The 14,233-nt window shown below is 44.3% G+C and carries 13 protein-coding genes; 5 read left to right on the top strand and 8 right to left on the bottom strand.

The features are described 5' to 3' along the window. Positions 1-163 precede the first annotated feature (163 nt). The 3 genes from FPZ44_RS20465 to FPZ44_RS20455 all read left to right on the top strand — a co-directional run bounded on the left by FPZ44_RS20465 (position 164) and on the right by FPZ44_RS20455 (position 3,111). A complete protein-coding gene (locus tag FPZ44_RS20465) occupies positions 164-943 on the top strand; it encodes a class I SAM-dependent methyltransferase (protein WP_144993388.1) in 780 nt (259 codons plus the stop codon). A 183-nt stretch (positions 944-1,126) separates the two neighbouring features. Further along, positions 1,127-2,083, top strand: a complete 957-nt coding sequence (locus FPZ44_RS20460) for an L-lactate dehydrogenase (protein ID WP_144993386.1) — start codon at positions 1,127-1,129, stop codon at positions 2,081-2,083. Positions 2,084-2,085: 2 nt separating this feature from the next. Next, positions 2,086-3,111 (top strand): PTS sugar transporter subunit IIC, encoded by a 1,026-nt coding sequence (locus FPZ44_RS20455; RefSeq protein WP_144993384.1) that lies wholly within the window; start codon positions 2,086-2,088, stop codon positions 3,109-3,111. Positions 3,112-3,255: 144 nt separating this feature from the next. Here the strand turns inward: FPZ44_RS20455 and FPZ44_RS20450 are convergent, their stop codons facing one another. The 5 genes from FPZ44_RS20450 to FPZ44_RS20430 all read right to left on the bottom strand — a co-directional run bounded on the left by FPZ44_RS20450 (position 3,256) and on the right by FPZ44_RS20430 (position 8,370). After that, the gene (locus FPZ44_RS20450; protein ID WP_144993382.1) at positions 3,256-3,672 is read right to left on the bottom strand and encodes an ArsR/SmtB family transcription factor; all 417 of its coding nucleotides are present in this window, start codon (positions 3,670-3,672) and stop codon (positions 3,256-3,258) included. A 199-nt stretch (positions 3,673-3,871) separates the two neighbouring features. Next, complete coding sequence (locus FPZ44_RS20445; RefSeq protein ID WP_261378445.1) at positions 3,872-4,627, bottom strand: DNA-3-methyladenine glycosylase; 756 nt, start codon at positions 4,625-4,627, stop codon at positions 3,872-3,874. A 26-nt stretch (positions 4,628-4,653) separates the two neighbouring features. Next, positions 4,654-5,592: a PD-(D/E)XK nuclease family protein gene (locus FPZ44_RS20440; RefSeq protein ID WP_144993380.1), complete on the bottom strand. Its 939-nt coding sequence runs from the start codon at positions 5,590-5,592 to the stop codon at positions 4,654-4,656. A gap of 122 nt (positions 5,593-5,714) precedes the next feature. Beyond that, a complete protein-coding gene (locus tag FPZ44_RS20435; RefSeq protein ID WP_261378444.1) occupies positions 5,715-7,214 on the bottom strand; it encodes an SLC13 family permease in 1,500 nt (499 codons plus the stop codon). Further along, positions 7,186-8,370 carry a glycerate kinase family protein gene (locus FPZ44_RS20430; RefSeq protein ID WP_144993378.1) on the bottom strand — a complete coding sequence of 395 codons (1,185 nt, stop codon included), beginning with the start codon at positions 8,368-8,370 and terminating at the stop codon, positions 7,186-7,188. Before FPZ44_RS20430 ends, FPZ44_RS20435 begins: the two co-directional genes overlap by 29 nt. 240 nt (positions 8,371-8,610) lie before the next feature. On the opposite strand from FPZ44_RS20430, the gene FPZ44_RS20425 reads away from it, so the two are divergent. Then, positions 8,611-9,180, top strand: coding sequence for a papain-like cysteine protease family protein (locus tag FPZ44_RS20425; RefSeq protein WP_144993376.1), 570 nt, complete (start codon positions 8,611-8,613; stop codon positions 9,178-9,180). Between the two features lie 13 nt (positions 9,181-9,193). Next, positions 9,194-10,030 (top strand): hypothetical protein, encoded by an 837-nt coding sequence (locus FPZ44_RS20420; RefSeq protein WP_144993374.1) that lies wholly within the window; start codon positions 9,194-9,196, stop codon positions 10,028-10,030. A gap of 141 nt (positions 10,031-10,171) precedes the next feature. Here FPZ44_RS20420 and FPZ44_RS20415 read toward each other — a convergent pair whose 3' ends face one another. The 3 genes from FPZ44_RS20415 to FPZ44_RS20405 form a co-directional block, all read right to left on the bottom strand. Then, positions 10,172-10,846: an SOS response-associated peptidase gene (locus tag FPZ44_RS20415; RefSeq protein ID WP_144993372.1), complete on the bottom strand. Its 675-nt coding sequence runs from the start codon at positions 10,844-10,846 to the stop codon at positions 10,172-10,174. 53 nt (positions 10,847-10,899) lie between these two features. After that, a complete protein-coding gene (locus tag FPZ44_RS20410) occupies positions 10,900-11,529 on the bottom strand; it encodes a Yip1 family protein (protein WP_144993370.1) in 630 nt (209 codons plus the stop codon). Positions 11,530-11,694: 165 nt separating this feature from the next. After that, positions 11,695-14,130 (bottom strand): S-layer homology domain-containing protein, encoded by a 2,436-nt coding sequence (locus FPZ44_RS20405; protein ID WP_144993368.1) that lies wholly within the window; start codon positions 14,128-14,130, stop codon positions 11,695-11,697. Between the last annotated feature and the right edge of the window lie 103 nt (positions 14,131-14,233).

Raw genomic sequence — 14,233 nt, 5'->3', positions numbered from 1 at the left:
TAATGTCCTGCACGCGCGGACACCAAATCCGATCATTCAAGGTCATCCAGCAGTATCATTTATAGTTACTTCCTATAAAATAAATCATCTTTATATATTGGATTAATAAAAAATCATACGCTATGCTGATCTCACCTAATTCAAGAAAGGTAGTGAACCCGGCATGACCATCGTAAATTGGGACGCTTCGCAGTACGATAATTGGCATGACTATGTATCCATACATGGCCAAGGCGTAATGGAATGGTTACAACCTCAAGCAAAAGAAAACATTATTGATTTAGGATGTGGAACAGGCGAACTCACCAACCTCATCGCACAAGCAGGAACTAATGTCATAGGCATCGATTATTCCCCTGAGATGATCGATCAAGCTCGCATGAAGTATCCCCAGTTACGTTTTAACATCGAAGATGGTCATTGTTTCACTTCCATACATCCTGTCGATGCTGTCTTCTCTAATGCTGCTCTTCATTGGATGACACGTCCCGCGGACGTAATCGCTTCCGTATGGAATGTCCTCCGTCCAGGTGGACGATTCGTCGCTGAATTCGGCGGTATCGGCAATATTTCGACCGTCCAATCTGCTATTCATACGGCGCTACAAGTAGGCAACCAAGGTGCTAATATAGAAAGCCCTTGGTACTTCCCTTCCATAGGAATGTACAGCAGCCTATTAGAGCAACAAGGATTCCAAGTTCGTCGTGCTGCCCTGTTTGATCGCCCCACTCCGCTGCTGGCAGATAAATCAGCGTTCTCCGTCTGGTTAGAAACATTTGCGAATGTTTACTTCCAACACCTAGATTCTAAAGCGTGTTACTCGTATAGAGAACATATCGAGCAACTCTGTTACCCTAAACTTTTCGACCACGTAAACGGACGCTGGGTACTTGATTATGTTCGTCTGCGAATAGAAGCCTTTAAGCCTTTAACAACAAAATAGCTGTTCGTCGATTTACATTTAATCTTTTTGCTTATTTCAAGCGATTATCCCCATTTATTCTCATTCCTTATTCGTGGAGAACTGGCACATACTAGTCTCGATGGCAACGGTGATGCATGTGTATAGCCTCGTGCAACCACCTAGCCAGGATTCACCTCGAATAAGCAGAAAGGGGATTATCTCTTGGCAAGTAACCAACGCAAAGTAGCTATTATCGGAACAGGCCTAGTTGGCTCCAGTATTGCCTATTGCTTAGTCAATCAAGGTGTTTGTGACGAAATCGCTTTAATTGATATCAATCGCGAACGGGCTGTTGGCGAAGCAATGGATTTAACGCATTGCGCAGACTTCACTCCTTGGCGTACTTACGTACAAGCAGGCGGATATGAATTATGTGCCGATGCAGACGTTGTCGTAATTACAGCCGGAGGCCCACCAAAGGCTGGCCAAACACGTCTAGACACACTGGGTGCCAGTGCAAAAATAATAGAATCCATTATTCCAGAAGTAATGAAATCTGGCTTTGATGGTTTGTTTGTGATCGCTTCCAATCCTGTTGACATCATTACACATTACACTTGGACATTATGCGGACTGCCAAGAAGCAGGGTGATTGGAACGGGAACAACGATTGACTCTTCTCGCCTGAAGACACTGCTGTCCGAAACGATACAGACAGACCCGCGCAGTATTCACGTATACACACTAGGCGAGCATGGCGATTCACAGTTCGCTGCATGGTCGCATGCAACGATCGGCGGCAAGCCGTTGCAGCATGTCATTGCTGACAACCCAACCCGCTTCTCAAACTTAGATCTCGATGAGTTGGTCGAAAAAACAAAGAAGGCCGGATGGGAGATCTACAACCGTAAAGGCACAACCTATTATGGAATTGCTAATGCAGCCGTCTATATCATCCGATCCATCTTCAATGATGACCAAAAAATTATCCCTGTATCATCTGTACTTGATGGAGAGTACGGCTATACAGGCGTGACAGCAGGCGTACCAGCCATTATTGGCCGAGCAGGCATTCGCGAAGTCGTTCAGCTTCATCTTTCAACAGAGGAGCAACAGAAATTCGACCATTCCGTTAGCTTATTAAAACAATACATGAGTTCTATCGGATTGGAGTCATAACGATGAGCCAACGACGTGATTATGTAATGACTCGCATTTTTAAAGCCTCTAACGGAATTGCGCAAGGGATATTTGTTACGCTAGGAATCGGACTGCTCGTTGAAAATGTAGGCAAACTTGCAGGCTGGTCAGCACTTATGAAGATTGGTTTCGTGGCTAAAATGCTCATGTCTCCTGCAATTGGAGCAGGTATCGCCTTCATGTTAGGTTCGACAGGATTGGTCGTATTCTCAGCCATGATTGCCGCAGCGGTCGGAGCAGGGGCCATTCAAATCACTCCGGTAGGAGTAACAATTGTTACAGGAGAGCCTATTGGTGCTCTTTTGGCAGCAACTGCAGCCGTCTACATTGGCAAGAGATTAACAGGGCGTACCCCTGTTGATATGATGCTTGTCCCGCTTGCTTCTATTGTGCTGGCCGGTCTGCTCGGGCTATGGTTGAGCGCTGTGATTACACCTATATTAAACACAGTAGGTGGTTTCATTAAGACAGCAGCGGAAATCAATCTTTTCATTTGTTCAATCGTATTAGCAGTCGTATGGGGCCTGCTTCTCCTGTCACCAGCCTCCTCTGCTGCACTCGCCATTGCACTTAACCTTGAGGGAGTAGCTGGTGGCGCTGCTTTAGCTGGATGTGCTGCACCCTTTATCGCATTCGCTCTTATTTCCGCAAAGGAAAATGATATTGGGGGCATATTAGCACAAGCGATCTGTACGCCTAAAGTCCAACTACCCAACATTACAAAGAATCTAAAAATTATTATTCCATCGGTCGTTGCCAGTGCGGTAATGGGCCCTGTATCTGCGCTACTCTTCCATATTGAAGCGCCGAGTCAGATTGCTGGCATGGGACTTAGCTCATTCATTGCACCAATTATGTTGGTGCAAATATATAACCCGGCTTACATTATTCCAGCCATGCTCATCACCTATATCCTCTTGCCCGCAGTTATATCGTATCCGATATACTTGCTGCTGCGCAAATCAGGCCATATTAGACCAGGAGATCTTGCATTACCAAAGGAATAACAGCAAAAACAAAAAGGCTGCCTTATCAAGTAGACGAGCATAAGATCATCTACTACAGAAAGGCAGCATGTTTTATAAATATGGACTATTTATACAGCTAGCTAGTAACAAGCAGCATGGATGCCGCTTATTTCATTATTCAGCTTATTCAGCGTGACAATGCTCTTCGCGCATATGCTCCAATGTCATGCGTACGAGCAATCGTATGTGATGGTCATGCAGGGAGTAAAATACATTTTTCCCTTCCTTGCGTGACTTCGCAATCCCGAGAGAGCGCATTAAGCGGAGATGATGCGACGTAGTAGCAATCGTATGCCCGGTCAAAATCGCCATGTCGCATACACACAGCTCATCCCCTTTATCCAAGTACATCGCCATTTTCATCCGAGTCGGATCAGACAGCGCTTTGAATAACTGCGCCATCCCTTGTGCTTCTTTATCATCGACGGTATGCTTCAAGGCACTAATTTTTTCAGCATCATAGCATACGATCTCACAAACTTCATTGTTTGATTGAGTGCCCGCTTGTGCTGCAACGTTAATTTTTTGATTGGCTGCCATCTGAAACCCTCCTTTATTGTCCGATATCCGATCATTTTTGATATATGTTGTAGCCATTCTAGCAAATGACTTACTGGTATTCAAATGTATTCCTATGTACATTGTAAGCTTTACGCTTACATCAGTCAGCCCCTAATGTTCATAGAAGCCGTCAATTTTCAATTTCTTAGAATATCAACCCTAACCTGAACGTCTGCACCTAATTCCAACCAAAATCCTCTGAGCCAAACGTTTCTAACATTCGTTCACGAACAGCTAAAGACACAGCCTGCTTGTCTTTCACGGAGACATACGGGTCATCTGCGACATAGAAGCGCCACAAAACGTCTGCATACTCCTCCGCATATGGAATATTGATTCTCGTTGCACATAAAATATGCTCTGGCATTACAGGCTTTCCAGCTTCAAGCCACATCTCTTCCCCAGCAATCATGTCATAGCCATCAAAGCTCTTATCGATATGCATAGCCCGGCACAGCTTACCAGGGCCATTGCTTAAGTTAACGAATTTGTTAGAGCTGAGTGAACGGTATCTCTTCATAATTGACTCATCGCACTCTGTTAATGGCGCAACAGCACGAATCAGTACCGCTTCTGCCTGCCCTTCTTCAGCAGCAACGACATTTAAACAATGATACATGCCATAAATAAGATACACATACGCATGTCCTGCCCTCTGGAACATCGTCTCCGTTCTTTTAGTACGGCGGTTGTTATAAGCATGGCAGCCCTTATCGTGTGGAGCGACATAACTTTCCGTTTCCACGATACGCGCCCGGATGACACCTTCATCCGTCACGCGGACAATCGTACGGCCAAGCAATTGTGGAGCGAGCGGCAATGCACCTTGACGAAACCATGATAATGGCAGCCGTGCTTGAGACGGTTCATTTCCTTGCTTCAACTCACGGTCCGATCGACCACTTTCACCATTAGGATGTCTATGCAAATCCAACCGCTTCAGCTCCCTCGGCTATATCATCAATCTTCATACGACTGCGGCTTGGCCCCTTCACAAATTTCACGGAATGCGCAGCGGCGGCAGCGGCGTTCATCATCGGTTACTTCAAATGCTTCAAGCGGCTTCGGATCGTTCAGTTCCGGATTGAGCAAATAGCTTTGCATCTTGGCAATGCTAGATTCCGTATAGGCAACAAGCGCCTCCATCTCTGGCTCGTCCACTTGATCAATCTGACAACGGCCGCTTAGTAAATATTCTGTGCGAATGTCGATGCGTTCATAAGGAATGCCATAGTTCTCATGAACGTACCAGCCATAAAGTCTTAGCTGTGTATCGTTGCGCTCATCCTCTTGCCCCGTCTTCCAGTCTACGATCATATAGCGATCCTGTTTGCGGAACATAAAGTCCAGCTTCACATATACTTTTGTACCTTGAAGCTGAATCGTATTCAGCTTCTCCATCTCAACAAGATGACAACCATCTCCGTGCATAAACATCTGCATACTATCGCTAGTTAACAGCCGATCGACCAATATGGGCAGCCGACTGCGAATTTGTTCAACTTGACGGTCTGGCAAGCTGCCAAGATAATAGACTTCTTCTAGCATTAGCCTTGACTTCGGCTGCATCCTCCACGTCTCAACGTCTCTAGAATCCAAGTATGCCTGATTAAGCAGCTTGCGTATACGTCTCACAAGCTCATCTGCCTCAATTGCCTTGCCATAATGATGATACTGCTTGATCGTTTCTTCAGCCATCTTATGAACAGCATCACCGAACACTAAATATAAATTAGTCATTTGCTTAAGACGATAAGCATTGCGAGCCAACACTGAAGACTCTGCCAACCAGCCATTATGTGCAGCATAATAGTGATAATAGTATTTGCGTCTACATTCTTGAAAAAGATTGTGCCGTGATGGTGACCACGACCATTCGGGATATGGTCTCGGAGGCATATGCAAAGCTCCCTTCCAGGTGTTATCCGATCATTCGTTCCTATCGGTCTATTATATCACACCCGAAATAGCAGCCAAGCTCATTCACTCCTACGATCTTCCCCTCCGAACTTCAACAAACTCTATAAACTTAACCCCGTCCAGTTCCAGTACGTATAGTAAAATACAATCATAACCAGAACATATACAGGCATCATAATCATACTTAGTTTCAGCAAGTCTTTCGCATCGTAAGCAACCTCTTCGTCTTCGTAGAAGAGAAGCAGTGCCTTCGAGCTAACAGGGAATGTAACACAATAATTCATAGCGACCAAGCTAAGAAATACAATCGCCGTCTCGTTTAAACCGAGCGATTGCCCAAATACGATGAGACCAGGAATCATGACAACTGCACGAGTCGTATGAGAAGTAATATATAAATGCGAAGTAACCGTAATGATTAGCACCGTTAACAAAATGACAAAGTCCGGTACGTGCTGAAGCACATCGAGAAACTGAAACAAACGTTGTTGAATCCAATTAACAACCCCTGTCTCTACCAAACCTTTTCCTAGCGCTGTCGCGGCAGCAACAAATACAATTAAACTCCACGATACCGACTTAATTCCCTGCTTCCATGAAATAACACCCCACTGCGGTGTCATAAACAGCAGCGCACCAATCATCGTAATGAACGCCAAATCATAGCCGTGCAAGCTTTCAGTCATCCAAGCAATAATCAGTCCGCCCGTCATCCATAACGTCTTTTTCTCCATCACGGTTAAGCTGCTGCTATTGCTCGTAGCTACATGGTCCGCCTCTATCGAACGAGACTGCTCGCCTAAAGGTTGCAAGGGCTCTTTAGCACCATAGAGCTTTTGAATGACAAGTAAAGAGATTGCACAAATGACCAGTACAAACGGAACACCCCATACAAACCACTGCACATAGGAAATTGTCTGACCACTCGTCTGCTCTAATATTCCGATCCCGATTACATGTGCACCTGCACCAATCAAAGTAGCCGATGTACTCATCAAGATCATGATTGGCACAAGCATAGCAAGCGTCTGCTTCTGGCGCTTGCTATGCAGCAAAGCACTAATCTCCTTCACGATCGGCATTGATAACGCCGCTCGCCCTGACGTGGACGGAATAAAGAAGGATACCACTTGAAGCGCTAACGTCAGCAATGTCATGACATGTCCTGAATGGCGTGCCCGACGAACAACGCCGCGTGTAAATCGAGAAGCAAGCCCCGACTCACGAACGGCTTCACCAATAATGAACGCCCCAACCATAAGCCAGACTACTTCTTCTGCAAACGATTCATATAACAAGGAAGCTTCCGCCCCCCGGAACAGGACAATCGCTATAACAGCACCTAATGCAACGTAGCCTGCTGGGAGTGAACTTCCAATCCACAACCCCATAGCTAGGAGAAAGAAGAAGGCCGTTACTTTCGCTTCATAGGGGAGTCCATCGACGAACGCAATGAGTAGAATGGATACGACTACAGCAACGGCACTAAAAATACGGCTATTCGATAGTTGCGCAAGACGAACTCTCCACCCTTGCTGTGATGATGTCCGTCTACTTAATTCTGACTCCATCCTACACGACTCCTCCTTGATGCTGCTCACGCTGCGCGATCTGATAACCGATACGAATATAGCGCATAGAAGCTTCCACACTATCTGCGATCCAAGCTGATGCTTTATTCATTGCCTTTTCTAGTGAAATCGGTTTTTGAATAATACTCATAAACGCATCAATCCCACTGTCATAGTTCACATGCGCGTCTTTACCAATTGTGCCTGTTATCGCAATAACGGGAATCCCATGCTTCTTCGCAATACGAGCAACTTCAGCTGGAATCTTGCCATTTGGAGTCTGGAAGTCCAAACATCCTTCTGCTGTCAACACAACATCTGCTTGCTCAATTGTTTCTTCAATTTGAATATATTTCATAATGACATCGTAGCGCGGATGCAATCTCGCACCTGTAAAGGCAACTAACCCAGCTCCGAGACCACCTGAAGCACCGCTGCCTGGAGACTGATGTACATCGATGCCAAGATGCTCTTGAATCAGTCCTGCATACGTATCGAAGCCAGACGACAACTGTTCCACTTCTTCTTCGGTTGCACCCTTTTGCGGTCCAAATACCCGCGCCACACCTTTCTCACCACATAGTACATTGTGCCAGTTGCATGCCACATCAATATTGACTTTACGCAAGCGTTCATCCAATTGAGACAGATCCATGCTCACCACATGCTCCAAGTCTCCTCCGCCGCGCACTACCATTTCAGTTCCTGTCTCATCAAGGAAACGCAAGCCTAACGCTTGAGCCATTCCAGCGCCTCCATCTGAAGTTCCGGAATCTCCGCAGCCGATTAAAATATTGTCCACTTCCAAGTCCAATGCAGCTGAAATTAATTGTCCAACCCCATACGTCGTCGTCCACAATGGATTGCGTTGATTACGCGGCACAAGCTTCAAGCCCGCTACAGCAGCCATCTCAATAACAGCGGTCTTTTTGCCAAATTCATCTGTGTATACACCAAAGTGACTCTTAACAACCTTCCCTACTGGACCTATTACTTTTTTATGAATCAACGTGCCTTTTTTTATGTTAATAATCGTCTTCGCGAAACCTTCGCCTCCATCGATCATAGGAATCACTGCGATATCCGCCAACGGATTAAATCGGCATACCCCTTCCTGCATCGCAATCGCAACTTCCTCAGCATCTAAACATTCTTTAAACCCAGACGGTATCATTACAATTTTCATTTTATTTTTCCTCCCCAAATGTTTCCCTTAGTTGTTCTCTTAGACCTTACTTTACATATCGAAACAAAGAAGGCCGTGAGAGACAGATTAGAAAACAGTGAGAAAATGAGGTTAATTTCATAAGTTCATGTAAAATGTTTGGATTTTTTTAGAAGAACGTGAAACATCTGTTTCCCTACACGCGTTAATAGTAATGTACCACTTAAATATCCTATTAAATCCAAATTAAGGGGGAGCTTTATGGTTGCACGAAAATGGAAGAAGATGATCATTCTCATTTCTGCATTCTGCACCGTATTCACCATTACGATGGTTGCTCAAGTACAAGCTACAAATATTCCTTCCTATCCTGCAGTCAAACAAGAACAGAGCTTATGGTGCTGGGCGGGGGCCAGTGCCAGCATTCTGAAATACTACGGTAAGCATGTGTCACAATGCGATATCGCCAAAGCAGTCAAAGGCACTTCTACTTGCTCAGACGTTTCCGCAAGCGCACAAGAAACACAAAACGGGCTTGTCCAATATGGGATATCGAGTTGGATGTATGATGGAGCTCTTACCTATACCGATGTAAAGACGCAAATTGACAATGGCAGCCGCCCTGTTTATGTATCTTGGCAATGGAGTACGGGAGGCGGACATGTCGTCGTTATTTATGGTTACGATTCGGTTGGGGGCAATGACATGCTCAACTATATGGACCCTCTTGTAGGCCGAAAAACATCCATGCGTTATACCGAATTCAAGGGCGGAAGTTCATATAATCAGACTTGGCGTTGGGGCTTAAAAGATCTTTACAAGTTCAATTAGGAGGTGGAGGAAAATGATGAGAAGAACCATTACATCCGCTACAGCTGTAATTGCACTAACGTTCATCGCACTTATGTCCTTATTCATAGGCACACCCTTCATTCAAACAGCAGACGCATTTAAACCTCAGGCCATTCCTGCAGAGGTACAAAACTATGCAGAAAAAGAAGCCCGTCAATTGTTTATTGAGGCAGTCAGCAAAGATCCAAGTGGATACGGTTATTCATCTGCGCAAGAGGTTCAACATGTAACCATAGGAGAAGGATTCCACGTATATTTGATTGACCCACAACAACTTAGCCTTCCTGCATCCCATACATTTCAAGATGTAATTCGCCCAACTGACCAATGGGAATTTATTGTATATAGTGATCAACAGGCCATGTCTTTTTTACGAATAGGCACTACTTCTGCTGGCTATCAACTTGTATCATTTGGCGGTGATTCCAGTTATGTAAAGTCAGCGTTACAGCGGCTCCCTGCCGCAACCAGCAATCCATATATTCTCGTTACCGATAAGTCTGACAAATATATTGTCAAGCTAGGTGAAACCCAACAAGAGCTCGTGTCCATCGCCTCTCCTAATCAAGACCTTCAATCCTTTGGCGTCCCTAACGATCAAGCTATCCAGTCCACCTCCATTATTAAGGCATTGAAACAATATCAAGTTCAAAACGAGCATTCGGATCAAGATGGCGGCTCAAGCACAATGAGTACTAGAATGATTGGCACTACCGATGACATAGCGACGAATCAACCCACTTTTCGTATCGTACTTACTAGCATTACTGTCGCCCTATTCTGCACATTGCTATTATGGGTCATAATGAAAGTTAGAACTAAACACTGAGCGTAATCTCGTTTTCTCAAAATAAAAGAGCAGTCTCTTCCATGTAGGAAGGGGCTGCTCTTCTTTATTTATTATTCGATATACTCTGCATTCGACACACTCTGCTTTACATGTGGACAGCCAGCTTCTGCCTACACTAACCTACGCTTTTATCCATGCACGCTTCAAATCCATCTCTGCAATACAACGACTGTCGTCGTGGTGCTCATATTGAATAAGCGGTGATACCGGATAAAGATGCAACCGTTCATCATCAATTGGCTTTAACAATCGATTCAAGTAGTCTAGCTCCAAAGAACTTGGTTGAAGCCAATCCTCCATCTCATCTTGATCGAGTATAGCCGGCATCCGAGAATCAAATTCTAATATCGTTCGATTTGCGCGAGACATTACAACTGTACAATTGTAATGATCGTCGCCTTGTGGACTCCGCCAACATTCATACAGCCCTGCAATACCGAATATTCCCCGTGTTTGCAAGACGATTCGAACCGGATGCATTCGCTTCTCCTGCTTGCGCCAATAGTACAATCCGTTACAAGGAATAATGCAGCGTCGGCGCTCAACCATTCTAAAGTAAGAGGAATTCTCCGCAACGGCTGTTAAATCCGCATTGATAGCATCTGGCGCCCAGAACGGCACAAGTCCCCAGCGATAGGCATCCAGCACTCTTCGCCCTTCCTGTTCCATAATGATGGGAATGAGCTGAGTTGGTTTTATGTTATAACGTGGACGATAAGCAATTCGCGATTCATCAAGCTTGAACGTTGACTGCAGCTCCGAATAATCCGTACTAAGTGAATATTGACGACACATCTCCCTCACCTCCTGTACGCGTAGTTTGCGCACAAGTGGAAAGGATATACATTTTATAGCATGATGGCAGGAATTATAGCGATAAAGAAAATGATAACAGTAGGAAGGATTATCGTCGCTAACGCTCTCTTTTTAGAAAACTGATGTGCTTCTGAAATACCAACGACCAATAAAACAATGCCCCATATTACGACGACAAAACCAACAATCGCGATAAGAGCAGCCCATCCCGCTACTAAGAAACCAGTAGCTGTCGTTGTAAATACTTGCTTGCCAAATATAAAAAGCGATGGAACCCAGAGCAGCCCCGTAATTGCCGTAGGTCCGTATCCAGCCAACCCATTAACAGCACGAATTTCTTGGCTATCGGCCGTGCCTCCGAGCATTGTCCCAATCCATAAAATAAGAAAGCTACTAATATAAAAACTAATAATTCCGCTAACAATTCCGACAACAAAGGCGAGCAAAATAATCGTAGCCAGCGATGAATGATCACCCATGCCATCCTTAGCATAGCCATCCAGCGTTCCGAAAAATGAGCTGATGACTACAAGCAGCAATGAAAAACTATCTGATTTGGTTACTTGCATATGTTCACGCATTACTTCTCGAGGTCTGAACCACATCTCACCAAGTGCCCTTAACCTTTGCTTCCAAACCAATGCCTCCGTGTTCGTTGCCATAAACACGCTCCTTTATTTACTTGGCTAATGATGCAGGAAGAGCCGAGGTATGATCCTCGGCTCTAAACATGGTGTAGCCTATATTGTAAACGATAGAGCGTGTCCTGTTAAAGAGCTAAGCTGGAATTGCGGGTAATTTTAAATAAAACCAATGCGTTCATACCACTATTCCGTAATTGTAATGTTAATACCATGTCCAAGCCATGCTTTCAGCATGTAATTTCCAGGTGACAAATTGGAAGTCTCCATGTAGTAGATTTCACTCGATTTATCTTCTGGTACTATTACCTTATTAGCCCATCCATTCTCTACTTGACGATCAAATGTCTCTTGTGTTCCTGAGACATCTGGATGGACAAGATAGACGATATTATCACTACTCACATGAGTAAGCAAAAATGGAATACGAGTCCCTTTTTTCACAGCCAATGGGTTAATGCTTGGATCAACGATTTTAATTCTCGTGAAATGAGAAATATCTTTCCATTCACGTTCTTGATTTAATTCCCCTGTATCCGGTGTTCTCACTACACCTTCGGCTATCTTCAAGCTAAACTTTTTACTAATAAATAATTTGGTAGGTACGACCTCGATTACATTATCCTTAATTGTAATTTTCCCGACCGAACCAATCGGACGGTAAATCTTATCTTCATAAGTTGCCAATAAAACAGATTGATTTAAATCTACGCCAGGAACAGCCTCCACTTTTCTATTGAAAATAAAGTGAATTTTTTCTGGCTCTGTCTCCGACGTAGACCCCGAATGTCTGAATTCGTTCCGTTTCAACGGTGTATTAACATCGTCCAAAATATAAAAATATTGCGGATACGAATAATAATTCTTTGAGTCAAATACTACAATTTGATATCTAGCAAATTTAAACCCATCTGTCGCGATATTAAAGCTCCCGTCTGCTTTAATATCTACTTGACGAGCAATACCTTCTTCTACAGCAATCTGAATCATTTCCAGATTAACAAAAGATACTGTCTCTGGAATTAAGTAAGCTTTACCGGAACGTGGACTTTTTCCGTAAACGACTTCACCAACCGTATATGCACTCTGATTCAATTCGAGTTGGAACCAAGATCCTTGGTTCGTGCCTTCGTTACCAGAGTTAGAACCTCCACCTGATGTTCCACCACCAGATCCTCCAGTAGATCCTCCACCTGAAGAACCACCAGATGCTCCATCATTATTTGTACCCGGTTGTTGATTTGTAGATTGCCCAGCTGCTTGGTCTTTTCCACCAATTGTTACTTTCACATCTTTAGTAACCTTATCTCCCACTTTAAGCTGCTCCGGTGCTTTATCAAAGCTTGATCCTTCCGCATTGATCGTTGCCTGCTTAATGACTGCTTCACCGACTACTTTTACCGCCGCATCAAGAACTAATGAGAGTATTTCCGCTTCCTTACTTGCCTCAATCGTCGTATCTTTTGCCTTCTCAGCTACATTTAACTGCTTAATCGAACCTTGAGGCACTTGAAGCTTAATGCTGTATGCCTCCACCTCAACAGTATTGAAGTAGCCATTCAGTCGAATGTCAGACTGAGCAGGAAGTTGCTCGGATAAGCGCACACGTGATACATCTACCCCGCTGTATGCATCGATTGCAGTAGGAGACTGAAGTACAATTTCTTGAATTTTTGAAGTTCCTTTCGCCACTAAACGAATGGAGCCATCACGCTTGTCCACCACTACATTTACAAGCACACTGTCATTTACATGAATACTATTTTTACCGCCACCGTAAATAAGTGTTTTGCCATCTACCTTCACTTTATTCAGATGTACGTCTCCCTCACCTACACCTTGTGTAAGAATAAGGTCACCTTTTATGTGAATATTTTGCAAGGTAACATCTTGGACATTAACAATTACGTTGCCTTGGATTACTTCTTGCTTCGTTGCGGAGCCATATGTACCTGCCTTGCCATACCATACGCCGTATGTATCAAATGCACGATCTAGCATGCTAACTGCTTCTGCACGCGTCAAAGATTGATTCGGCTTGAACGTACCTTCTTCGTATCCTTTTACAACTCCTAAATAAACAGCTTCGGATACAGATGAAGTTGCCCAAGACTGGATATCTGCACTGTCTTTATAAGTTAGAGCCGTGTTGTTTGTCTCCCACTTCAACAGGCGGGACAAGGAAGCCACCGCTTCTTGACGCGTTAGCGTAGCATTCGGTTTAAATGTGCCGTCTGTGTATCCTTTCATATAACCCGCTGTTGTCGCCGTATTCACAGCGTCCGCATACCAAGCTGCTGTTGCTACATCTGTGTAAGCTTGCGGCTTCTGTTCGTTAAGCTGGAACATGCGGTTTACGATTGCTGCCCACTCCGCACGAGTCACTTGCTGATCCGGCTTGAATTCATTTGCAGATGCTCCAGAAACAACACCTTGAGATGACCACTCTGCAATTTTTTCTTTTGCCCAATGTGACTCTACATCTTTAAATGTAGCGACTGCCTTCGTTTGTTCACTTTCATTGACTGCAGCTGCTTGAGCACTTACTGGATCTGCCAATGCGCTAAGCAAAGTGCTGAATGCTAGAGTTAGCGATAGCAGTGTTGCTATTCTTTTTTTCATAGTTCCCCCATGTTATGTATGTTTATTAATTCATCTACTCAATTATAGTTATATAGTTATAAATATCCATGAAATTATTGGTTAATGCTAGATTCTATAGTTC

This window comes from Paenibacillus agilis (genome assembly GCF_007786455.1).
GTDB lineage: Bacteria > Bacillota > Bacilli > Paenibacillales > Paenibacillaceae > Paenibacillus_B > Paenibacillus_B agilis.
This window is presented reverse-complemented; position numbering and strand designations above follow the sequence as displayed.

Excerpts from the sequence above, each read along its gene's own strand:
- FPZ44_RS20465 (WP_144993388.1), top strand. The coding sequence starts at position 164 with ATGACCATCGTAAATTGGGACGCTTCGCAGTACGATAATTGGCATGAC.
- FPZ44_RS20455 (WP_144993384.1), top strand. The coding sequence starts at position 2,086 with ATGAGCCAACGACGTGATTATGTAATGACTCGCATTTTTAAAGCCTCT.
- FPZ44_RS20450 (WP_144993382.1), bottom strand. The coding sequence starts at position 3,672 with ATGGCAGCCAATCAAAAAATTAACGTTGCAGCACAAGCGGGCACTCAA.
- FPZ44_RS20440 (WP_144993380.1), bottom strand. The coding sequence starts at position 5,592 with ATGCCTCCGAGACCATATCCCGAATGGTCGTGGTCACCATCACGGCAC.
- FPZ44_RS20430 (WP_144993378.1), bottom strand. The coding sequence starts at position 8,370 with ATGAAAATTGTAATGATACCGTCTGGGTTTAAAGAATGTTTAGATGCT.
- FPZ44_RS20425 (WP_144993376.1), top strand. The coding sequence starts at position 8,611 with ATGGTTGCACGAAAATGGAAGAAGATGATCATTCTCATTTCTGCATTC.
- FPZ44_RS20420 (WP_144993374.1), top strand. The coding sequence starts at position 9,194 with ATGATGAGAAGAACCATTACATCCGCTACAGCTGTAATTGCACTAACG.
- FPZ44_RS20415 (WP_144993372.1), bottom strand. The coding sequence starts at position 10,846 with ATGTGTCGTCAATATTCACTTAGTACGGATTATTCGGAGCTGCAGTCA.
- FPZ44_RS20410 (WP_144993370.1), bottom strand. The coding sequence starts at position 11,529 with ATGGCAACGAACACGGAGGCATTGGTTTGGAAGCAAAGGTTAAGGGCA.
- FPZ44_RS20405 (WP_144993368.1), bottom strand. The coding sequence starts at position 14,130 with ATGAAAAAAAGAATAGCAACACTGCTATCGCTAACTCTAGCATTCAGC.